Raw genomic sequence first — 21,535 nt, forward strand, 5'->3', positions numbered from 1 at the left:
TCGGAAAGAGATGGTGGGCACGGCGCTCCGCGCCTTTGCCCACCCTACGGCACTGGTTGATCGCATCTGCAGATCGACCCACATCGTCATTGCTCGCAATGACGACTGCCACTGCCCTACGCACCCTTCGGCTTGAGCCCGCCATCTGCGGTCCAGCGGTCCGGATCGGGGCTGTGCCCGATCAGGGCGAGGCCATAGGCGATCGATTCGAACTGGTCGCCCGACATCAGCCGCTCGTTGCCGAAGCGCTCGGCGAACAGTCTTCGCACGGCAGGCACGAACGAGGTGCCGCCGGTCAGGAACACCTTCTCCACCTCGCGCGCGGTGATGCCGGCCTGAGCCAGCACCTTGTCGACAGTGGCCCCTAACCGGACGATGTCGTCGGCAATCCAGGATTCGAAATTCTTCCGCGTGATGGTCGAACCGATGTCGACGCCGCCGCCCTTGAAGCGGAAGTCGACCTGATCCTGCCCCGACAGCGCGACCTTGGCATCGGACACCGCGCGATACAGCGAAAAACCGAGGTCGAGATCGACGATGGTGATGAAGTCCTCGAGCAGCTTCGGCTTCAGCGCGGTGCGCGCGAGCTCGCGGAGCTCACGCAGGTCGCCATTGCTCTTCATCATCGCGAGCTGATGCCAGCGCGCGAGGTTGGTGTAGTGGCCGCTCGGGACCGGCAGCACCTTGTCGAACGAGCGGAAGCTCGAGCCCTTGCCGAGCCGCGGCGAGACGACGTGATCGACGATGCGATAGTCGAAGGTGTCGCCGGCGATGCCGATGCCGGCGTGGCCCAGCGGCTCGGCGCGCAGCGTGCCGCCGGCGCGCGAGAAGCGCATCACCGAGAAGTCGCTGGTGCCGCCGCCGAAATCCGCAACCAGCACGGTCGCATCGCGCTCCAGGCGGCGGGCGAAGGAGAACGCCGCACCCACGGGCTCGTAGACATAGCGGGCGTGGCCGGCGCCGAGACGCTCGAAGGCGGCGCGATAGCGCTGCATCGCCAGCGTCTCGTCGGGATTGCCGCCGGCAAAGCGCACGGGACGGCCGACGGTGATGTTGGACGTCTCGAAGCCGAACTTCTCGCCGCCATGGCGCGCCAGGGTGCGCAGGAACGCCGCCAGAATGTCCTCGAACTTGAAGCGCTGCCGGAACACCTGCGTGGTTTGGAAGCTCGAGCTCGCCGCAAAGGTCTTGAAGGACTGGAGGAAGCGGTAGACGTGGCGGCCTTCCAGGAACGTCTCGATCGCCCATGGGCCGCCCTCGGCCTGGGCGCCCGCGCCGGGCCGGTCCTCCCAGAAGCACAGGGCCGAGACGTAGACGCTGTGGCGCTGGCCGCCATGGTCGAAGCGGATGGCCTCGACCCGGCGGTCGTCCGCCGCGAGCGCGACGACCGTGTTGCTGGTCCCAAAATCGATGCCGATCGAGACGGCGGCCGAGGCGCTCGACATGAACCACTCTGCAGCTGATTGGAAAAGGGGGCAGAGCACTAACGGCTTTGACCTGCCCTGCCAAGGCCCGGACACGCTGTGATTCCGGTCAAATCCGCGCCAATGCGTCGTTTCGGCCGCTGTTTTGCAATTTTAAGCCCGCAACGGCCGCTTTAACGCATCATTATGCTGCAATGCGAGAGGCCGCATGCTGCTATGCAAACACGCGCATGGACACTGGCATCTGGTATACATAGATTGCCTTTCGAAATGAGACAGCGATATTGACCGTCTCAAGAAAGGAATTTCCGATGTCCAAGACCGCTTCCGTCGCTCTCGCCCCCTCCTCCTCGCTGTTCGCCCGCCTGATGGCCGCGATCGACCGCCTCCTGATGGCGAGCGCCGAGATCTCGAATCACAACGGCGATCTGCCGCGTTTCGGCCTATAAGCCGGCATTTTCCCGTGCTGCCACGCAGCGCGACGGTTTCAGACCGGTTCATATGCTACTTTTGATGAATGGCCCCGCAGGACGGGGCCATTTCTACTTGTGCTGTCCCTGAGTCACTGCCGCGGCCGGACAAGCTCGCTGCGGCATTTGCGCACGGTGGCCGGGCCAACGCTTGAACCTTGGCATAATGAATACAAGAATGCCGTTCCAGCGCTCGCAGAAAAATTAGAGGCGCCACGGGAGGCTTTATGACGGACATGGTGCAGGCAACGGCCCCTACTGCCGCGCGCGTCAGCGACACGTATCGCTGGGCGCAATTGGCGATCGGTGTAGCGGCCATGGTGATGATCGCCAATTACCAGTATGGCTGGACGTTCTTCGTCCCCGATATTCAGAAGAAGTTCGGCTGGGATCGCGCGTCGATCCAATGGGCTTTTACTCTCTTTGTCTTGTTCGAGACCTGGCTCGTCCCGGTCGAGGGCTGGTTCGTCGATAAATACGGTCCGCGCATCGTCGTCCTCGTCGGGGGCGTGCTCTGCGCCATCGGCTGGGCGATCAACGCGCAGGCGACCTCGCTCAACGGCTACTATCTCGGCATGATCATCGCCGGCATCGGCGCCGGCGGCGTCTACGGCACCTGCGTCGGCAACGCGCTGAAGTGGTTTCCGGACAAGCGCGGCCTTGCCGCTGGCATCACGGCCGCGGGCTTCGGTGCAGGCTCCGCCCTCACCGTCGCGCCGATCCAGGCCATGATCAAGGACAGTGGGTTCCAGACCACCTTCCTCTATTTCGGCCTCGGACAAGGCCTCATCATCTGCATCCTCGCCTTCTTCCTGCTCGCGCCGAAGCCGGGCCAGGTGCCGGCAGTGATGGCGAACGCCGCGCTGGTGCAGTCGCGTCGCAACTACCAGCCGACCGAGGTGCTGCGCCAGCCGATCTTCTGGCTGATGTACCTCATGTTCGTGATCGTCGGCGCCGGCGGCCTGATGGTCACCGCGAACCTGAAGCCGATCGCGGTCGACTGGAAGGTCGATGCCATTCCGGTCACGCTGATCGGCATGACCATGACCGCGGTGACGTTCGCGGCCACGATCGACCGCGTGCTCAACGGCCTGACGCGTCCGTTCTTCGGCTGGATCTCCGACATGATCGGCCGCGAGAACACGATGTTCATCGCCTTCGGCATGGAAGGGATCGGCATCTGGATGCTCTACCTCTGGGGCCACGATCCGGTCTGGTTCGTGCTGCTCTCGGGCTTCGTGTTCTTCGCCTGGGGTGAGATCTACTCGCTGTTCCCCTCGACCTGCACCGATACGTTCGGCGCCAAGTTCGCGACCACCAATGCAGGCCTGCTCTACACTGCAAAGGGTACCGCCGCGCTGCTGGTTCCGGCCGCGAACCTGATGCAGCAGAGCTCGGGCAATTGGGACAGCGTGTTCATCATCGCAGCCGGCGCCAACATCCTGGCCTCGCTGCTGGCGATCGTGGTGCTCAAGCCCTGGCGCAGGGTCGTGGTCGCCAAATCGACGATTTGACGCGCTGCCTCGACGGCTCGCTCGCTTACGACGCCCGGCCTAGTGGCCGGGCGTTTTCGTTTGGCCGAAGCACGATCGATTCCGGTATCCGAACGGAACCGCGCATTTTGTTGGCCTTCGACATGAGATAGGGCTTGCAATCTGGGATATGGTATACCAAGCTGCCCGCCGCGCTTGCGACGATAAGCCACAACATTTGCGACACCGGGTCACCTTGCCATCCCTGGTCGCGATCAATCAGGCGCGTTGGGAGGTTCTTGATGATTTCCAGCACGGACGGCGCCGTCACAGCCGCGCCTCTTCGGACCGGTTTCCGTTGGCTTCAGCTCGTCATGGGCATCGTCTGCATGGCGATGATCGCGAACCTGCAATATGGCTGGACGCTGTTCGTCGATCCGATCGATGCGGCCCACCATTGGGGACGCGCCGCGATCCAGCTCGCCTTTACCATCTTCGTGGTCACCGAGACCTGGCTGGTGCCGATCGAGGCCTGGTTCGTCGACAAATACGGCCCGCGCATCGTCATCATGTTCGGCGGCGTGATGATCGCACTGTCCTGGGTGCTCAACTCCTATGCCGAGTCGCTTGCCCTGCTCTACACGGCGGCCGTGATCGGCGGCATGGGCGCGGGCGCGGTGTACGGCACCTGCGTCGGCAACGCGCTGAAATGGTTTCCCGACCGCCGCGGTCTTGCCGCCGGCGCAACCGCAGCCGGCTTCGGCGCCGGCGCCGCCATCACCGTGGTGCCGATCGCGACCATGATCGCATCGAGCGGCTACCAGCAGGCCTTCCTCACTTTCGGCATCGGCCAGGGCCTGATCGTGTTCGTGCTGGCCTTCTTCATCCAGCCGCCGCGGATCTCGATCCCGCCGAAGAAGAAGCAACTCAACCTGCCGCAGACCAAGATGGACTTCACCCCGCCACAGGTGCTGCGCAGCCCTATTTTCTGGGTGATGTATCTCGTCTTCGTCATGGTCGCCTCCGGCGGCCTGATGACCGCGGCGCAGATCGCGCCGATCGCGCACGACTTCAAGATCGCCAACACGCCGGTGACTCTCGCCGGCTTCCAGATGGCGGCCCTGACCTTCGCGATCTCACTCGACCGCATCTTCGACGGCTTTGGTCGTCCGTTCTTCGGCTTTGTGTCCGACACGATCGGCCGCGAGCACACCATGTTCATCGCCTTCGGCACGGCGGCGCTGATGCTGTTGACGCTGTCGGCCTATGGTCACATCCCGATCGTGTTCGTGCTCGCGACTGCGGTCTACTTCGGCGTGTTCGGCGAGATCTACTCGCTGTTCCCCGCCACCTGCGGCGACACCTTCGGCTCGAAATTCGCGACCACCAACAATGGCATGCTCTACACCGCGAAGGGTACTGCCTCGCTGCTCGTCCCGCTCGCCAGCGTGATCTCGACCGCCTATGGCTGGAAGGCCGTGTTCGTGGTGGCCGTGGCGCTGAACGCGACGGCGGCGCTGATGGCGCTGTTCGTTATCAAGCCGCTGCGCCGCTCCTTCATCCTCGGCAAGGAAGCCGAGGGCGCGAGCACCGCAACGGCAACTGCCAAGACCGAGACGGCGTAACGACCACGCCTCTCGCGTCGGTCAAGAAGGGGCGCAGCGCTGCGCCCCTTCTTTTTGGCTGCCGGACACACGTCAGTATTGCTGCCGCAAGATTTTTCGGATCAGCCAAATCCAGCGCTTGACGGTTGGCATTATGTATACCACACTCCCTCATCATTCACCCAGGGAGGTCGCCATGCTGGTCGGAGACATTCTGCGCAAGAAGACGCCGCGCGTTGTCACGGTGCGAATGAACGAAACGGTGGGTATCGCCGCGAAGCTGATGCGCGCGAACAATATCAGCGCGCTGGTGGTCAAGGACGTGGTCCGCTCTGAGGGCAACACCGCGGTCGGCATGTTCACCGAGCGCGATGTGGTGCGCGCCGTCGCCGAGCACGGCGCGAATGCCATTAACCTCAAGGTCTCGCAGCTCGTCTCGGTGCAGCAACTGGTCTCCTGCACCTCCTCGGACACGATCGAGCACGTGCGGCACCTGATGAACCGTCATCACATCCGTCATCTGCCCGTGATCGACGATTACAGCCTCGTCTCCGTCATCAGCATGCGCGACATCGCCGCGGCCGTTGACGAAGCGACCAACTCGACGCCGCAAGCCGCCTAGCGCGGCACACACACTTCCGCTGCGACCACCGGCCCCGGCTCGGATCCTTCCGAGCCGGACCGGATCTTTCGTCCCAAAATTCCGGTCTCTGCTCGCGAGGATTTCATGAAGATCTGCATCTACGGCGCCGGCGCGATCGGCGGATATCTCGGGGTTCAGCTCGCGCGCGCTGGCGCGGACGTCAGTCTCGTCGCACGCGGCGCGCATCTCGCGGCGATGCGCGAGCGCGGCCTGACGCTGCTCGCCGGCGAGGAGACGCACACCGTGCATCCGCGCTGTACCGACGATCCCTCCGAGCTCGGCGTGCAGGACTACATCATCATCACGCTGAAGGCGCATTCGATCACCGGCGTGATCGAGAAGATGCAGCCGCTGCTCGGGCCGCACACCCGTATCGTCACCGCCGTCAATGGCATCCCCTATTGGTATTTCTACAAGCACGGCGGCCAGTACGAGAATTCGACGCTGGAGAGCATCGATCCCGGCGGACGGCAGTGGCGCGAGATCGGTGCCGAGCGCGCCATCGGCTGCATCGTCTATCCCGCCACCGAGATCGAGGCGCCCGGCGTGATCCGCCACGTCTACGGCAACAATTTCCCGCTCGGCGAGCCCTCAGGGGAGATCACCTCCGACGTGCAGCGCCTCGCCGATCTCTTCGTCGCGGCCGGCCTGAAGGCGCCGGTGCTCGACCGCATCCGCGACGAGATCTGGCTCAAGCTCTGGGGCAATGTCTGCTTCAACCCGATCAGCGCGCTGACCCATGCGACCCTCGACGTGATCTGCACCGATCCGTCCACGCGGGCGCTGTCGCGCGCGATCATGGTGGAGACGCAGGCGATCGCCGAAACGTTCGGCGTCAAATTCCGCGTCGACGTCGAGCGCCGCATCGAGGGCGCTCGCAAGGTCGGCGCGCACAAGACATCGATGCTCCAGGATCTCGAGCGCGGCCGCCCGATGGAGATCGATCCGCTCGTGACCGTGGTGCAGGAGATGGGCCGCCTCACCGGCATCGCTACGCCTGCGCTGGACTCGGTCCTGGCGATGGTGACCCAGCGCGCCCGCATCGCCGGTCTCTATGACGGCGTCGCGGCACCCGGCGATCCCCGTGCGCTGGTGGTGGCGTGATGGCGGACGAAGTGAATCACTGGCTGCGATTCCGGAATAATGGTGCGACCGGTTTCGGCACGCTGACGCCGTCAGGCATCAGCGTGCATGAAGGCGAGATGTTCGGCCGCCATGCCGCCACCGGCAAGACGCTGGCCCTGTCGGAAGTCGAGCTGCTCGCGCCCTGCGCGCCCAGCAAGATCGTCGCGCTCTGGAATAATTTCCACGCGCTCGCGGCGAAACTCAACCAGCCCGAGCCGCCGGAGCCGCTCTATCTGCTCAAGGCCACCACCACCATCGCCCCGCCCGGTACGGTGATCCGCCGCCCCTCTTATTACGACGGCAAGACCACCTATGAGGGCGAGCTCGGCATCGTCATCGGCAAGACCTGCGCCCGCGTCTCGCCCGCGGAAGCCGACGGCTTCATCTTCGGCTACACCTGCGTCAACGACATCACCGCCAACGACATCCTGACCCGCGACCCCACTTTTCCCCAGTGGGCCCGCGCCAAGGGCATCGACGACTACGGCCCGTTCGGCCCCGTCATCGCGACCGGCCTCGATCCGGCCAAGCTCGTTGTGCGCACCATCCTCAACGGCGCCGAGCGGCAGAACTATCCGATCTCGGACATGATCTTCTCGGCGCAGGAGCTGGTCAGCCGGATCTCGCACGACATGACGCTGCTGCCCGGCGACCTCATCGCAGTCGGGACATCGGTGGGCGTCGGCGTGATGAAGGAGCCGGTGAACACGGTGACGGTCGCGATCGAGGGCATCGGCGAGCTCACCAACGAATTCCGCCTCTAACTAAAGCGCGATGAAAATCAGGATGAATCGTCACGCGCTTTAGCTTGTTGTTTGCGCATGATCTTTTCGGAAAACCGCTGCGCACTTTGCGCTGACGCGGCCCTTCGGGTCCGGATCATGCTGTAGCGGCTCCTTCATTCCCGGGCACAATTCCATCGTGACCTCGGAATGAAGGCTCGCCGGCCATTTCGCCGCAGCGCGGCAAAATTGATCCTGCGCAAATCGCGATGTCGCGGCCGCCATTATCCTTTCCGGCAACAGATCGATGTCTGATGCAAGGGAGGACGCCATGACGAATGCTGCCAATGCACTTTTGTGGACGGCTCTGTACTTTGTCCTCGCGTTCGCTGCGATCTTCGTGGTCTGGTTCGCCGACAAGATGCGCTCGAACTTCCTCGGGAAGTGATCGCGAGCGCTCGATGCCTTGCGCAAGGACATCGGCGGCATCTTCTCGATGATCAGGAACAGTTTGAACCGGATCGGGTGTGCGGCTTCGTAGGACCGGCATCGCACGTCCGAAACATCTGAACACATCACATCTGGGTTCGCCCGATCAATGCCGCCAACTTGTCCCGTGCGCGCCGCAACTTGGACGCATTCGGCCGCCTTTTTGTGAGGCGTGTCTGGGGGGCACGGCATGGCCGTGTTTGGACCAAACCTTTTAGGGGTGTCACTGTGAAGAAGATTGTATTTGTTCTGGGAGCAACGCTTGCTCTGGTGACGGCTGCGAACGCTGCGGATCTGCCGCGGCGCCAGCCCGTGCCGGCCTATCCGGCGGAGCAGGCCCCGATCGGCAAGATGCCGATTGGCAAGAGCCCGGTTGGCAAGGCGCCGATCGGCAAGGCGCCCGGCCCGGTCGCGGCGCGTTACTGACGCATCAGCGGAATCTGCGCGAGCGGCCGGCAGTCGAGGGGGCACAGCGTGACGAACAAAGCTGATCGAACGGGATCCTGCATCATCGCGGGGGCCGCGCTCGCGGCCATGCTCGCTTGCACGACACCCTCGGCTTCGGCCCACGAAGCGAACAAGCGCATGGCGGGCGCCAATGCGCTTGCTCCGGCCGGCACCGCCTCGCGACCGGCACCGCCATCGCGGCGCCCGGTCGCGCGCGCGGAGAAAGGTCCCTATTACGTCGACTTCCGTGCCCGCACGGCCGCGAGCTGGGGCCATGCCTTCGTCTGGTACGGCAAGACCAGCGAGAAAGCGGTCGAGGTCGCAGGGCTCACCCCCGCCGGCGACACGCTGGCTTACGTGCTCGGTCACATCACCTTTGTGCCGTCCGAGACCGGCGCCAGCTACGGCGATCTCGATCCGGAATATCTGACCGCGAGCTATCGCGTCTATCTCAACGAGGCCGACGCCAAGCGCGTGTTCGCCTATATCAAGAAATTGCAGGCGAGCTCGCCGGTCTGGAATGCCGAGACCGCCAACTGCACCGGCTTCATCGGCGACATCGCCGAGTTCATGGGACTAGAGGTCCCCAACCGCTGGCAGCGCCCGGAAAACTTCGTCAACCGCCTCAAGGAATTGAACGGCGGCCGGCAGATGGTGCGGCTGTCGGCGGAGTAGGGGCAGCCTAGGATCCGTGCCCCGGACGCAGCGCAGCGTTCCTTCGACGATGCGCTGCAGAGCCGGGGCCCATCTCTCAAAGTATCCGCGGAATGTGGGTCCCGGCTCTGCGCCGCAACGCCCTAGTGCGTCGAAGACGCGCGTGAACGCGCTGATGGCGTTGCAGCGCGTCCGGGACACGAGACCATCCAAATTATCCGCCCCGCGGAATCTCCTCATCCCCCGCATGAGCGCCCCGCCCTAACCGCACGTCCGCGCAATAGACTTTTGCCGACCCCGGCGGCATCCTCTCGCCATCAACCGATAACAGAGCGCCATACCGGCGGGGGAAACAGATCATGTTGCAGACACGGTTCACTGAGCTCGTCGGCGTCGAGCACCCGATCGTCCAGGGCGGCATGCAATGGGTCGGGCGGGCCGAGCTGGTCGCAGCCGTCGCCAATGCCGGCGCGCTCGGCTTCATGACGGCGCTGACCCAGCCGACGCCGGAGGACCTCACAAAAGAGATCGCGCGCTGCCGCGACCTCACCGACAAGCCCTTTGGCGTGAACCTCACCATCCTGCCCGCGATCAAGCCGCCGCCCTACGCCGAATACCGCGCCGCCATCATCGAGAGCGGCATCAAGGTGGTCGAGACCGCAGGCAACAAGCCGCAGGAGCATGTCGACGAGTTCAAAAAGCACGGCGTCAAGGTCGTGCACAAATGCACCAGCGTCCGCCACGCGTTGTCGGCCGAGCGGATGGGCGTCGACGCCATCTCGATCGACGGCTTCGAATGCGCCGGCCACCCCGGCGAGGACGACACCCCCGGCCTGATCCTGATCCCGGCCGCCGCCAACAAGGTTAAGATCCCGATGATCGCCTCAGGCGGGTTTGCCGACGCCCGCGGCCTCGTCGCCGCGCTGGCGCTGGGCGCCGACGGCATCAACATGGGCACCCGCTTCATGGCGACCAAGGAGAGCCCGATCCACCAGCTCATCAAGGAGAAGATCGTCGCCAATGACGAGCGCGAGACCGAGCTGATCTTCCGCACCATGCGCAACACCTCCCGCGTCGCCAAGAACGAGATCTCGACCAAGGTCGTCGCCATGGAAAAGGAAGGCGCCAGGTTCGAGGACATCCGCGAGCTCGTTGCAGGAGCCCGCGGCAAGATGGTCTACGCCACCGGCAATTCGGACGAGGGCATCTGGTCGGCCGGACAGGTGCAGGGGCTGATCCAGGACATCCCGAGCTGCGCCGAGCTGATCTCCCGCATCGTGCGTGAAGCCGAAGCGATCATCAGGAACAGGCTCGAAGGCATGATCGTTCATCCGAGCGCGCAAGCGGCGGAATAATCACTGCAAGAAGCGAGAGCAATTGATGAAGGCTTACGTCTACGGCCCTGAAGGCGCTCAGATTTCCGACGTTCCTCAACCTAAGCCCAAAGGCACGCAAGTGCTGGTGCGCGTGCGCGCCTGCGGCCTCAACCGCGCCGACACCGGCATGCGCAAGGGCCACGCCCATGGCGCGGCCGGCGGTATCGGCACCGTGCTCGGGATGGAATGGGCCGGCGAAGTCGCCGAGCTCGGACCGGACGCGAAGGGCGTCAAGGTCGGGGATCGCATCATGGGATCGGGCGCCGCGGCGTTCGCCGAGTATACGCTGGCCGATCACGGCCGGCTGTTCCGCGCCCCCGCGAACATGAGTTTCGAGGAGGCCGCCACCCTGCCTCTCGCACTCACGACCATGCACAACGCCGTCGTCACCGTCGGCGGCGTGCAGCCGGGACAAGCCGTGCTGATCCAGGGCGCGAGCTCCGGCGTCGGCCTGATGGCGATGCAGATTGCAAAGCTGAAGGGCGCAAAGCTCGTGATCGGCTCCTCGACCGATGCCTACCGCCGCGGCCGGCTGAAGGAATACGGCGCCGACCTCGCCGTCGATTCCTCCGACACCAAATGGGTGGACGAGGTGCTGAAGGCGACCGGGGGCGAAGGCGTCGACCTCATCGTCGACCAGGTCTCCGGCAAGGTCGCGAACCAAAACCTCGCCGCGACCAAGGTCCTGGGCCGCATCGTCAATGTCGGCCGGCTCGGCGGCACTCATGCCGACTTCAACTTCGACCTGCATGCGGCGCGCCGCATCTCCTATATCGGCGTCACCTTTCGCACCCGCACCATCGAAGAGGTCCGTGAGATCTTCGAGGAGGTCAGGAAGGACATCTGGGGCGCGGTCGAGTCCCGCAAGCTGCAGCTGCCGATCGACAAGGTCTATGGGTTCGACGACATCGACAAGGCGTTCGAGCACATGGAGGCGAACAAGCACCTGGGCAAGATCGTGGTGACGGTGTAAGGGGCGACCGTCATTCCGGGGCGGTCCGCAGGACCGAACCCGGAATCTCGGGATTCCGGGTTCGCCTTCGGCGCCCCGGAATGACGGTGGTGAGAGGCATCCGCTCCTGCAACTCACTTGCGACTATAGCTGTGGATCGTCGCTTGATGTTCGGCCTCGCCCTGCTACATCCCCGCCATGACCTCCCAGCACAACAAGACCTCGGTCGCCGCGATCTCGATCTTCGCCAGCGGCGGCATGGCGGCGGCCAAGCTCGTGGTCGGGATCGCGATCGGCTCGCTGGCGCTGATCTCCGAGGCCCTGCACTCCTCGATCGACCTCGTCGCGACCATCATCACCTGGGCGGTGGTGCGGGTCTCCGACAAGCCGGCGGACGAGGAGCACCATTACGGCCACGGCAAGCTGGAGAGCATCTCCGCGCTGGGCGTCACCGCCCTGCTTTACGTGCTCGCCGGCGGCATCCTGGTGGAGGCCTATGGGCGCCTGCGCGAGGGAACCCCGCCGCCGACGATTTCGGCCGTGCCGTTCGTCGTGCTGGTGATCGACATCCTCGTCAATGTCTGGCGCGCCCGTGCCCTGGACCGGGCCGCGCGGGAAACCAGGAGCCAGGCGCTCGCCGCCGACGCGCTGCATTTCGCCTCCGACGTGATGGGTTCACTCGCCGTGATCGTGGGCCTGATCCTCGCCGCCCTCGGGTTCTGGTGGGGCGACGCCGCCGCCGCCGCTGCGGTCGCGGTGATGATCGCCCTGCTCGGCCTGCGCATGGCCGGCTCGACCGTGCAGACGCTGGTCGACCGCGCCCCCGAAGGCGCGCAGGAGAAGGCCACTGCCGCGATCCGCAGCGTGCCCGGCGTGATCGGCGTCGAGCGACTGCGCGTGCGCATGGTCGGCGCGACCACCTTCATCGACACCATCGCCAAGGTGCCGCGGACCTATCCGATCGACCGTGTCGAGAGCATCAAGCGCAACGCGGAAGCCGCCGTCACCAGGGCCTTCGGCGACGCCGATCTCACCTTCACCGCCGTTCCCGTCGCGCGCGACAAAACGAGACCGTGCGCGACCGCATCATGGTGATCGCGCGCAATTCGGGCCTCGCCATCCATCACGTCACGGTGCACGATCTCGGCGCCAAGCTGATCGTCAGCATCGACCTCGAGGTCGACGCCGGGATGCAGCTCGAGGCCGCCCACGACATCGCCAACACGCTGGAGCGCAACATCCAGGAGGAGTTCGGCGAGGACGTCGAGGTCGACGTCCATATCGAGCCGCTGGAGCCGGAACTGCCGTTCGGCGTCGACGCCGCGCCGGAGCGGGTGCAGACCATCGCCACTGCGCTCGCGGAGTTCGCCGGCGAAGGCGAGATCCACGACATCCATAATGTGCGCGTGCGCAACACCGACGCCGGCGAGATCGTCAACTTCCACTGCCGCGCCGCGCCGTCGATGAGCGTGATCAAGGTGCACGAGCATGTCGACGCGATCGAGCGCGCACTGCGCCGCGCGTTCCCGAGCGTGAAGCGCGTCATCAGTCACGCCGAGCCGCCGCGCGCGTGATGCAGAACGTGGCGAGGAGTCACACGTTCTCGTTTCGGACTCCTCGTGCACGTCGATTTGCGGAGCTAAGACGCGCGAACTCTGCATTGGATAAGAATTATTTCGCGTTAACGTTTCGTTGACTCTCGACAGCCTGCGCAAACTGGATTCAAATCGGTGTGATTCGAAAGCGACGTGGGGCTGCTTTCGAAACTCGTTTTCAGGGGGCCGAAGGCATGTCGCGTGCAGACGCCGCGAACGCGTGCGTCCAATCCGATTCGATCAAGGGATTGGCGCAATCGATCGCGAAACCTGCCTACCACCGACTCCTGATCGCGGAGCCGGCGTTGCGCCGCGCCGTGCCGACGCTCATCATCGCTTTCCTGATCACCATCTGCCTCGGCGCCTTCGTGCAGGTCGTCGACCAGACGCGCCAGAAGCGGCTGGCGATCCGGCACGACATCTCCGCGCTCGCCGACCTGCTCGCCGAACGCATCGACCGCCTCGCCTCGTCGCGGCTGGAGCGGCAGAAGAACATCGAGCGCCTGCCGACGCTGCTGCCCGACCTCATCCCGTCCTGGGGCATGGCCGCGGGCCGCCACGTCATCGTCACCTCGGCGGGCATCGACCGCCGCATCCTCGCCCGCATTCCGATCGACAGCGACCCTTCCGGCAATGACCGCCTGCTCGATGCCATCACTACGGCGCAGCTGCTCGCGGCGCCGCCGCGCGACGGCAACATCTCCGACATGACGCTGCCGGGCGGCAACGCCGCAATGGCGACCTCGCGGCAGATCAAGTCGATGCCCGGCTTCGTCACCGTGATCCAGGAGCGCAACGAGCCGATCTGGGGCTCGGACGCCGCGCTCTCGGTGACGCTGTCGGCCACCACCGGCTTCGTCGTCCTGATCCTCGGCTTCGCCTTCCATTGGCAGTCCACCCGCGCACGCGAAGGCGACCTCATCAACGACGCCGTGCGCGGCCGCATCGACACCGCGCTCAACCGCGGCCGCTGCGGCCTGTGGGACTGGGACCTGTCGCGCGGCCGGATCTTCTGGTCGCAGTCGATGTTCTCGATGCTCGGCCTCGACGGCCGCAACGAGCTCCTCACCTTCGGCGAGGTCAACGCGCTGGTGAAGTCCGACGACATCGACCTGTTCGAGATCGCCGACCAGCTCATCTCCGAGAAGATCGACCACATCGACCAGACCTTCCGCATGCAGCATGTCGACGGCCACTGGATCTGGCTCCGCGTCCGCTGCGAGAAGACGCGCGGGGCGACCGATTCCAGCGTGCACCTGATCGGCATCGCGGTCGACATCACCGAGCAGAAGAGCCTTGCCGAGAAGACGGTGGAAGCCGATCTGCGCCTGCGCGACGCGATCGAGACTATCCCGGAAGCCTTCGTGCTGTGGGACGCCGGCGACCGCCTCGTGCTCTGCAACTCGCACTTCCAGCGCCTGCACAAGCTGCCCGACAGCGCCGTCATCCCCGGCACCTCCTACGAGACCGTGCTCGAGGTCGGCCGCATGCCGGAGGTTCGCACCCGCCACAACGAGACCGGTGCGCAAGGTCCGGGCGCCCGCACCTTCGAGGCGCAGCTCGACGACGGCAGCTGGCTGCACATCAGCGAGCGCCGTACCAAGGACGGCGGCTACGTTTCGGTCGGCACCGACATCACCCGCATCAAGGAGCACGAGCAGAAGCTGGTCGACAACGATCTTCGCCTGCGCGCCACCGTCATCGACCTCAAGCGCTCGCAGGCCGCGCTGGAGCGCCAGGCCGTGGAGCTCGCGGACCTTGCCGAGAAATATCAGCGCGAGAAGACCCGTGCCGAGGAAGCCAACCAGACCAAGTCGAAATTCCTCGCCAATATGAGCCACGAGCTGCGCACGCCGCTCAACGCCATCATCGGCTTCTCTGAGATCATGGGCTCAGGCATGTTCGGCGAGCTCGGCAGCGAGAAGTACCAGGAATACTGCCAGGACATCCTGACCAGCGGCCACTACCTGCTCGAGGTCATCAACGACATCCTCGACATGTCCAAGATCGAGGCCGGGCGCATGAAGCTCGACATGGAAGAGCTCGACCTGTCGCAGACGCTGGCGGAATCCTTACGCGTCGTCACCGGCCGGGCCCAGGACAAGCACCTGACGCTGGATGCCGACATCGCGAAATCCATCTCGGTCGTGGCCGACCGCCGCGCCACCAAGCAGATCATCGTCAATCTCTTGTCCAACGCGGTGAAGTTCACGCCCGACGGCGGCCGCGTCGTGGTGCGCAGCCGCCAGCTCGACGACAAGGTCGTGCTGATGATCGCCGACACCGGCATCGGCATCGCTGCGCATTCGCTGGCGCGGCTTGGCCGCCCGTTCGAGCAGGTCGAGAGCCAGCTCACCAAGACCTATCACGGCTCGGGCCTTGGCCTTGCCATCGCCCGCTCGCTGGCGCAGCTTCACGGCGGCTCGATGCGGCTGCGCTCGAAGATCGAGGTCGGCACCGTGGTCCGCGTCACCCTGCCGCGCGACGCCATCAGGGCGGCGACCGGGATATCAGCGGCGGCGTAGAATTACAGCTGCAGCGAGGGCGCGACCTCGCGCGCGACATTGACCAGCGCGGCGATCAGCGGCGTCATGGGATCGCGCTGCGGGATCACCATGCCGATGCTGTAATTGACCTCGGGATCGACGATCGGGATCGAGCGCACCGTATCCGATAAGCCAAGAGTCTCGGCGAGCTTGGCCGGCATCACGCTGGCCCAGCGCCCCGTCTTCACATGCGTGAACAGCACCAGCAGGGAGTTCGAGGTCAAGGTCGGCGTCGCCTCCGCGCCGACCGAGCGCAGCGCGCGGTCGATGATGCGGCGGTTCTGCATGTCGGGCGTGAGCAGGCACAGCGGCACCTGCCCGACCTCGGTCCAGGTCACCGTCTCGCGGTCGCCGAACATCGCATCGGGCGCGGTGAGCAGGCGATAACTCTCGTTGTAGAGCGGGATGGTGCGCACCTTGCCGATCGGCTCGTTCTCGATATAGGTCAGCCCCGCATCGACCTCGAGATTTTCGAGCAGGCCCAGCACCTCCGACGAGGTCGTGGACTGGATGCGGAAGCGCACCTCGGGATGCCGCGCGCGGAACGGCGTCGTCAGCGCAGCGACCATGCCGAGCACGGTCGGGATCGCCGCGATGCGGATCTCGCCGGAGAGCTGGTGCTTGAGCCCGTTGATCTCGTCGCGCATGGCGCGGGCATCGCCCACGATCCGCCGCGCCCAATCCAGCGCTCGCTCGCCTTCGGGCGTGAACCCCTGGAAGCGCGAGCCGCGCTGGACCAGCATCACGCCGAGGATCTCCTCGAGCTGCTTCAGCCCGGTCGACATCGTCGGCTGGGTCACGCCGCAGGCTTCTGCCGCGCGACCAAAGTGCCGTTCCTTCGCCAGCGCCAGCAGCAGTTCAAGCTTGTCGATCAACCGGACGTCCCCTCGAATTCTGTCGTCGCATGCAAGCTAGCATGTCGGGCCTGCACCGACACGCAAAAACCGGCAGCCGATACAACCTTCATTACCATTCGTATCGATCAATTGCGGTTGCAAATCGATCAGAATTCGCAATCGCAGCATGAGACAGCTTTATTGATCTTCGAATGATTCCAAATAGTTTGCGAGGGAGAAACGCTCCGGTTGAGAACGAAGAATGACAACGCTTCACGAGCTTTGGGACGAGACGCGCGGCGCCGAGATCATCGCCGAACATGCGAAGCAGGAGGGCGCAACGCTCGTCGTCCTGCATGCGCTTCAGGAGGCCTTCGGCTACGTGCCGGAGGCGGCGATTCCCATGGTCGCGCAGGCGCTCAATCTGTCGCGCGCCGAGGTGCACGGCGTTTTCACCTTCTATCATGATTTCCGCCACAAGCCGGCCGGCCGCCATGTGCTGAAGCTGTGCCGCGCCGAAGCTTGCCAAGCTGCGGGCGGTGATGCGCTGGCCGCGCGCGCCGAAACGAAGCTTGGCATCTCGATTGGCAACACCACCGCCGATGAGCGCGTCACGCTGGAGCCGATCTACTGCCTCGGCCTGTGCGCGACCGCGCCGTCCGCCATGCTCGACGGCCGCGTCATTGGCCGGCTCGACGAGAAGCGCCTCGATGCCCTGGTCGCGGAGGCACAGCGATGAGCATGCGTCTCTTCGTCTCGCGCGATGCAGGTGCGGTCGCCGTCGGCGCCGACGAGGTCGCGCTGGCGCTGGCACACGCTGCCGCCAAGCGCGGCATTGCCGTCGAGATCGTCAGGACCGGCTCGCGCGGCATGTATTGGCTGGAGCCGCTGGTCGAGGTCGCGACACCGCAGGGCCGCATCGCCTTCGGCCCCGTGACCGAGACCGACGTGCCTTCCCTGCTCGATGCGCTCGCCAGCAACACGCCGCATCTGTTGCGGCTCGGCGCGACCGACGAGATCCCCTGGCTGAAGCGCCAGACCCGCCTCACCTTCGCGCGCTGCGGCGTGATCGATCCGCGCTCGCTCGACGACTACCGCGCCCAGGGTGGCTACAAGGGTTTTGAGCGCGCACTCTCGCTCGGCCCGGATGAGATCCTGAACGAAGTCACCGCATCCGGCCTGCGCGGCCGCGGCGGCGCGGGCTTTCCGACCGGCATCAAGTGGAAGACGGTTGCGCAGACGAAGGCCGATCGCAAGTTCATCGTCTGCAACGCCGACGAAGGCGACAGCGGCACCTTCGCCGACCGCATGATCATGGAAGGCGATCCCTTCCTGGTGATCGAAGGCATGACCATCGCCGGCATCACGGTCGGCGCGGCCAAGGGCTACATCTACATCCGCAGCGAATATCCGCACGCCGTCGAGGCGATGAACGCGGCGATCAACGCCGCGAAGCGGGGCGGCTATCTCGGCGACAAGATCGGCGGCTCCGCCTACAGCTTCGATCTCGAAGTCCGCGTCGGCGCCGGCGCCTACGTCTGCGGCGAGGAGACCTCGCTGCTGGAGAGCCTGGAAGGCCGCCGCGGCATCGTGCGCGCAAAACCGCCGCTGCCGGCGCATCACGGCCTGTTCCGCAAGCCGACCGTCATCAACAACGTGCTGTCGTTCGCGGCGATCCCCTTCATCCTCGCCGAAGGCGCCAAGGCCTATGCCGATTTCGGCATGGGCCGCTCGCGCGGCACGATGCCGATCCAGCTCGCCGGCAATATCCGCTACGGCGGGCTGTTCGAGACCGCGTTCGGCGTGACGCTCGGCGATCTCGTCGACGACATCGGTGGCGGCACCGCAACCGGCCGCCCGGTCCGCGCGGTGCAGGTCGGTGGCCCGCTCGGCGCCTATTTTCCGCGCGCCCTGTTCGACACGCCGTTCGACTACGAGGCGTTCGCGGCGCGCGACGGCCTGATCGGCCATGGCGGCGTCGTCGTGTTCGACGACAGCGTCGACATGCGCAGGCAGGCGCGTTTCGCGATGGAGTTCTGCGCCGTCGAATCCTGTGGCAAGTGCACCCCGTGCCGGATCGGCTCGACCCGCGGCGTCGAGACCATCGAGAAGATCATCAACGGCGAGCGCGTCCATGAAAATCTCGCGCTCGTCGAGGACCTTTGCAACACCATGAAATTCGGCTCGCTCTGCGCACTCGGCGGCTTCACGCCCTACCCCGTGCTCAGCGCATTGAAGCACTTCCGGGAGGATTTTGTCCCGGCGCCAACCACGCTTCAGGCCGCGGAATAGGAGAACGACAATGTCTCTGATCGAGGAAATCGACTACGGCACGCCGCGCTCCAAATCGGAAACGATGGTCACGCTGACCATCGACGGCAACCAGGTGACGGTGCCCGAGGGCACCTCGATCATGCGGGCCGCGATGGACGCCGGCCATCAGATCCCGAAGCTCTGCGCCACCGACATGGTCGACGCCTTCGGCTCCTGCCGGCTCTGCCTCGTCGAGATCGAAGGCCGTGCCGGCACGCCGGCCTCCTGCACCACGCCGGTCATGAACGGTCTCGTGGTTCACACCCAGACCGAGCGGCTGAAGAAGCTGCGCAAGGGCGTGATGGAGCTCTACATCTCCGACCATCCGCTCGACTGCCTCACCTGCGGCGCCAATGGCGATTGCGAATTGCAGGACATGGCCGGCGCCGTCGGCCTGCGCGACGTACGCTACGGCTATGAGGGGGAGAACCACGTCTTCGCCAAGACGAACGGCTGCAGCAACGAGCACTGGATGCCGAAGGACGAGTCCAACCCGTACTTCACCTATGATCCCTCCAAGTGCATCGTCTGCTCGCGCTGCGTCCGCGCCTGCGAGGAGGTGCAAGGCACCTTCGCGCTGACCATCTCCGGCCGCGGCTTCGACAGCCGCGTCTCGCCCGGCATGAGCGAGAGTTTCCTCGGCTCCGAATGCGTCTCCTGCGGCGCCTGCGTGCAGGCCTGCCCGACCGCGACGCTGACGGAAAAATCCGTCATCGAGATCGGCCAGCCCGAACATTCGGTCGTCACCACCTGCGCCTATTGCGGCGTCGGCTGCGCCTTCAAGGCCGAGATGCGCGGCGAGGAAGTCGTGCGCATGGTGCCGTACAAGGACGGCAAGGCCAATCGCGGCCATTCCTGCGTCAAGGGCCGCTTCGCCTGGGGCTACACCAACCACAAGGAACGCATCCTCAAGCCGATGATCCGCGAGCGGATCGAGGATCCCTGGAAGGAAGTGTCCTGGGACGAGGCGTTCTCGTTCGCCGCGTCGAAGATGCGCGGCATCCAGAAGAAGTATGGCCGCGACGCCATCGGCGGCATCACTTCGTCCCGCTGCACCAATGAAGAGACCTATCTGGTGCAGAAGCTGATCCGCGCCGGCTTCGGCAACAACAATGTCGACACCTGCGCCCGCGTCTGCCACTCCCCGACCGGCTACGGCCTTGCCACCGCTTTCGGCACCTCGGCCGGCACGCAGGATTTCGACTCGGTCGAGGACACCGATGTCGTCGTCGTGATCGGCGCCAACCCGGCCTCCGCTCACCCCGTGTTCGCCTCGCGCCTGAAGAAGCGGCTGCGCCAGGGCGCAAAACTGATCGTGATCGATCCGCGCCGTACCGAGATGGTGGAATCGCCGCATGTGAGGGCGCTGCACCTGCCCTTGATGCCCGGCACCAACGTTGCGGTGATGACCGCGCTGGCGCATGTCATCGTCACCGAAGGCCTCGTCAACGAAGCCTTCGTGCGCGAGCGTTGTGACTGGGCCGAGTTCGAGGAATGGGCCGCCTTTGTCGCGCAGCCGAACAACAGCCCGGAAGCCACGGCCATCCTGACCGGCGTCGATCCCAAGCTGCTGCGCGAGGCCGCCCGCATCTACGCCACCGGCGGCAACGGCGCGATCTATTACGGCCTCGGTGTCACCGAGCACAGCCAAGGCTCGACCACCGTGATCGCGATCGCCAACCTCGCCATGGCGACCGGCAATATCGGCCGTCCCGGCGTCGGCGTGAACCCGCTGCGCGGCCAGAACAACGTGCAAGGCTCCTGCGACATGGGCTCGTTCCCGCACGAGCTGCCCGGCTACCGCCACATCTCCGGCGATGCCGTGCGCGACCAGTTCGAAGCGCTGTGGAACGTCAAGCTCAACCCAGAGCCGGGCCTGCGCATTCCCAACATGTTCGACGCCGCGGTCGAAGGCACCTTCATGGGCATCTACGTTCAGGGCGAGGACATCCTGCAGTCCGATCCCAACACCAGCCACGTGGTGGCGGCGCTGTCGGCGATGGAATGCGTCATCGTCCACGACCTGTTCCTGAACGAGACCGCGAACTACGCCCACGTCTTCCTGCCCGGCTCGAGCTTCCTGGAGAAGGACGGCACCTTCACCAATGCCGAGCGCCGCATCCAGCGCGTGCGCAAGGTGATGACGCCGAAGAACGGCATGGCCGACTGGGAGGTCACCATCGGCCTTGCCAAGGCGATGGGCTTCGAGATGAACTACAGCCACCCCTCGGAGATCATGGACGAGATCGCGGCGCTGACACCGACCTTTGCCGGCGTCTCCTACGCCAAGCTGGACGAGCTCGGCTCGGTGCAATGGCCCTGCAACGAGAAGGCGCCCGAGGGCACGCCTGTGATGCATATCGACGGCTTCGTCCGCGGCAAGGGCAAGTTCGTCGTCACTGAATATATCGCGACCGACGAGCGCACCGGCCCGCGCTATCCGCTGCTGCTGACCACCGGCCGCATTCTCAGCCAGTACAATGTCGGCGCGCAGACGAGGCGCACCGAGAACGTGGTCTGGCATGCCGAGGACCGGCTCGAGATCCATCCGCACGACGCCGAGCAACGCGGCGTCCGCGACGGCGACTGGGTGCGGCTGAAGAGCCGCGCCGGCGAGACCACGCTGCGCGCGGAGATCACCGACCGCGTCGCGCCCGGCGTCGTCTACACCACCTTCCATCACCCGGACACGCAGGCCAACGTCATCACCACGGACTATTCGGACTGGGCGACCAACTGCCCCGAATACAAGGTGACGGCGGTGCAAGTCTCGCCGTCGAACGGCCCGTCCGACTGGCAGAAGGCCTATGACGCGCAGGCGCGGCATTCCCGCCGCATCGCGCCGGCCGAGGCCGCGGAGTAGCCGG

The 21,535-nt window shown here is 65.3% G+C and carries 17 protein-coding genes and 1 pseudogene; 15 read left to right on the top strand and 3 right to left on the bottom strand.

Going from position 1 to position 21,535, the window contains the following annotated elements; translation table 11 throughout:
* Positions 1 to 116: 116 nt before the first annotated feature.
* Positions 117 to 1,445, bottom strand: coding sequence for an Hsp70 family protein (locus ACVWY3_RS17390; RefSeq protein WP_456839553.1), 1,329 nt, complete (start codon positions 1,443 to 1,445; stop codon positions 117 to 119).
* A gap of 290 nt (positions 1,446 to 1,735) precedes the next feature.
* Here ACVWY3_RS17390 and ACVWY3_RS17395 point away from each other — a divergent pair, with 290 nt between their 5' ends.
* The 6 genes from ACVWY3_RS17395 to ACVWY3_RS17420 all read left to right on the top strand — a co-directional run bounded on the left by ACVWY3_RS17395 (position 1,736) and on the right by ACVWY3_RS17420 (position 7,502).
* Entirely contained in the window at positions 1,736 to 1,873 is a 138-nt protein-coding gene (locus ACVWY3_RS17395) for a hypothetical protein (RefSeq protein WP_167336519.1), read from the top strand.
* Positions 1,874 to 2,121: 248 nt separating this feature from the next.
* Positions 2,122 to 3,408, top strand: coding sequence for an oxalate/formate MFS antiporter (gene oxlT / locus ACVWY3_RS17400; RefSeq protein ID WP_456839554.1), 1,287 nt, complete (start codon positions 2,122 to 2,124; stop codon positions 3,406 to 3,408).
* 260 nt (positions 3,409 to 3,668) lie between these two features.
* Positions 3,669 to 4,991, top strand: a complete 1,323-nt coding sequence (oxlT, locus tag ACVWY3_RS17405) for an oxalate/formate MFS antiporter (protein ID WP_456839555.1) — start codon at positions 3,669 to 3,671, stop codon at positions 4,989 to 4,991.
* Positions 4,992 to 5,166: 175 nt separating this feature from the next.
* Positions 5,167 to 5,592, top strand: a complete 426-nt coding sequence (locus ACVWY3_RS17410; RefSeq protein WP_456839556.1) for a CBS domain-containing protein — start codon at positions 5,167 to 5,169, stop codon at positions 5,590 to 5,592.
* 105 nt (positions 5,593 to 5,697) lie between these two features.
* Positions 5,698 to 6,717 (top strand): 2-dehydropantoate 2-reductase, encoded by a 1,020-nt coding sequence (locus ACVWY3_RS17415; RefSeq protein ID WP_456839557.1) that lies wholly within the window; start codon positions 5,698 to 5,700, stop codon positions 6,715 to 6,717.
* Positions 6,717 to 7,502 carry a fumarylacetoacetate hydrolase family protein gene (locus ACVWY3_RS17420; RefSeq protein WP_456839558.1) on the top strand — a complete coding sequence of 262 codons (786 nt, stop codon included), beginning with the start codon at positions 6,717 to 6,719 and terminating at the stop codon, positions 7,500 to 7,502. The genes ACVWY3_RS17415 and ACVWY3_RS17420 overlap by 1 nt, the downstream gene beginning before the upstream one ends.
* A 39-nt stretch (positions 7,503 to 7,541) precedes the next feature.
* Here the strand turns inward: ACVWY3_RS17420 and ACVWY3_RS17425 are convergent, their stop codons facing one another.
* Positions 7,542 to 7,940 carry a hypothetical protein gene (locus ACVWY3_RS17425; protein ID WP_456839559.1) on the bottom strand — a complete coding sequence of 133 codons (399 nt, stop codon included), beginning with the start codon at positions 7,938 to 7,940 and terminating at the stop codon, positions 7,542 to 7,544.
* 237 nt (positions 7,941 to 8,177) lie between these two features.
* Between ACVWY3_RS17425 and ACVWY3_RS17430 the strand changes: the two genes are divergently transcribed.
* From ACVWY3_RS17430 to ACVWY3_RS17455, 6 genes and pseudogenes are all read left to right on the top strand, one after another.
* Positions 8,178 to 8,375, top strand: a complete 198-nt coding sequence (locus ACVWY3_RS17430; RefSeq protein WP_456839560.1) for a hypothetical protein — start codon at positions 8,178 to 8,180, stop codon at positions 8,373 to 8,375.
* Between the two features lie 48 nt (positions 8,376 to 8,423).
* Positions 8,424 to 9,071: a hypothetical protein gene (locus ACVWY3_RS17435; RefSeq protein WP_456839561.1), complete on the top strand. Its 648-nt coding sequence runs from the start codon at positions 8,424 to 8,426 to the stop codon at positions 9,069 to 9,071.
* Positions 9,072 to 9,409: 338 nt separating this feature from the next.
* Positions 9,410 to 10,405 (top strand): NAD(P)H-dependent flavin oxidoreductase, encoded by a 996-nt coding sequence (locus ACVWY3_RS17440; RefSeq protein ID WP_456839562.1) that lies wholly within the window; start codon positions 9,410 to 9,412, stop codon positions 10,403 to 10,405.
* Between the two features lie 25 nt (positions 10,406 to 10,430).
* A complete protein-coding gene (locus ACVWY3_RS17445; protein WP_456839563.1) occupies positions 10,431 to 11,399 on the top strand; it encodes a quinone oxidoreductase family protein in 969 nt (322 codons plus the stop codon).
* Positions 11,400 to 11,576: 177 nt separating this feature from the next.
* Positions 11,577 to 12,952: pseudogene (locus ACVWY3_RS17450) on the top strand (cation diffusion facilitator family transporter).
* 215 nt (positions 12,953 to 13,167) lie between these two features.
* Positions 13,168 to 15,498, top strand: coding sequence for a PAS domain-containing sensor histidine kinase (locus ACVWY3_RS17455; RefSeq protein ID WP_456839564.1), 2,331 nt, complete (start codon positions 13,168 to 13,170; stop codon positions 15,496 to 15,498).
* Positions 15,499 to 15,500: 2 nt separating this feature from the next.
* Here ACVWY3_RS17455 and ACVWY3_RS17460 read toward each other — a convergent pair whose 3' ends face one another.
* Positions 15,501 to 16,394, bottom strand: coding sequence for a LysR family transcriptional regulator (locus tag ACVWY3_RS17460; protein WP_211401157.1), 894 nt, complete (start codon positions 16,392 to 16,394; stop codon positions 15,501 to 15,503).
* A 223-nt stretch (positions 16,395 to 16,617) separates the two neighbouring features.
* On the opposite strand from ACVWY3_RS17460, the gene ACVWY3_RS17465 reads away from it, so the two are divergent.
* From ACVWY3_RS17465 to fdhF, 3 genes are read left to right on the top strand one after another with little or no spacing between them, the layout of a single operon-like run.
* The gene (locus ACVWY3_RS17465; RefSeq protein ID WP_456839565.1) at positions 16,618 to 17,094 is read left to right on the top strand and encodes a formate dehydrogenase subunit gamma; all 477 of its coding nucleotides are present in this window, start codon (positions 16,618 to 16,620) and stop codon (positions 17,092 to 17,094) included.
* On the top strand, positions 17,091 to 18,647 hold the full coding sequence (locus ACVWY3_RS17470) for a formate dehydrogenase beta subunit (RefSeq protein WP_456839566.1): 1,557 nt from the start codon (positions 17,091 to 17,093) through the stop codon (positions 18,645 to 18,647). Before ACVWY3_RS17465 ends, ACVWY3_RS17470 begins: the two co-directional genes overlap by 4 nt.
* A gap of 10 nt (positions 18,648 to 18,657) precedes the next feature.
* Positions 18,658 to 21,531 (top strand): formate dehydrogenase subunit alpha, encoded by a 2,874-nt coding sequence (gene fdhF / locus ACVWY3_RS17475; protein WP_456839567.1) that lies wholly within the window; start codon positions 18,658 to 18,660, stop codon positions 21,529 to 21,531.
* Positions 21,532 to 21,535 lie beyond the last annotated feature (4 nt).

Source organism: Bradyrhizobium sp. USDA 4486 (genome assembly GCF_054057995.1).

Bases quoted from the DNA above. Each gene is read 5' to 3' on its own strand.
- ACVWY3_RS17440 (WP_456839562.1), top strand. From the start codon at position 9,410: ATGTTGCAGACACGGTTCACTGAGCTCGTCGGCGTCGAGCACCCGATC.
- ACVWY3_RS17420 (WP_456839558.1), top strand. From the start codon at position 6,717: ATGGCGGACGAAGTGAATCACTGGCTGCGATTCCGGAATAATGGTGCG.
- oxlT (WP_456839555.1), top strand. From the start codon at position 3,669: ATGATTTCCAGCACGGACGGCGCCGTCACAGCCGCGCCTCTTCGGACC.
- ACVWY3_RS17465 (WP_456839565.1), top strand. From the start codon at position 16,618: ATGACAACGCTTCACGAGCTTTGGGACGAGACGCGCGGCGCCGAGATC.
- ACVWY3_RS17445 (WP_456839563.1), top strand. From the start codon at position 10,431: ATGAAGGCTTACGTCTACGGCCCTGAAGGCGCTCAGATTTCCGACGTT.
- ACVWY3_RS17425 (WP_456839559.1), bottom strand. From the start codon at position 7,940: ATGTCCTTGCGCAAGGCATCGAGCGCTCGCGATCACTTCCCGAGGAAG.
- ACVWY3_RS17410 (WP_456839556.1), top strand. From the start codon at position 5,167: ATGCTGGTCGGAGACATTCTGCGCAAGAAGACGCCGCGCGTTGTCACG.
- oxlT (WP_456839554.1), top strand. From the start codon at position 2,122: ATGACGGACATGGTGCAGGCAACGGCCCCTACTGCCGCGCGCGTCAGC.
- ACVWY3_RS17395 (WP_167336519.1), top strand. From the start codon at position 1,736: ATGTCCAAGACCGCTTCCGTCGCTCTCGCCCCCTCCTCCTCGCTGTTC.
- ACVWY3_RS17470 (WP_456839566.1), top strand. From the start codon at position 17,091: ATGAGCATGCGTCTCTTCGTCTCGCGCGATGCAGGTGCGGTCGCCGTC.
- fdhF (WP_456839567.1), top strand. From the start codon at position 18,658: ATGTCTCTGATCGAGGAAATCGACTACGGCACGCCGCGCTCCAAATCG.
- ACVWY3_RS17390 (WP_456839553.1), bottom strand. From the start codon at position 1,445: ATGTCGAGCGCCTCGGCCGCCGTCTCGATCGGCATCGATTTTGGGACC.
- ACVWY3_RS17415 (WP_456839557.1), top strand. From the start codon at position 5,698: ATGAAGATCTGCATCTACGGCGCCGGCGCGATCGGCGGATATCTCGGG.
- ACVWY3_RS17455 (WP_456839564.1), top strand. From the start codon at position 13,168: ATGTCGCGTGCAGACGCCGCGAACGCGTGCGTCCAATCCGATTCGATC.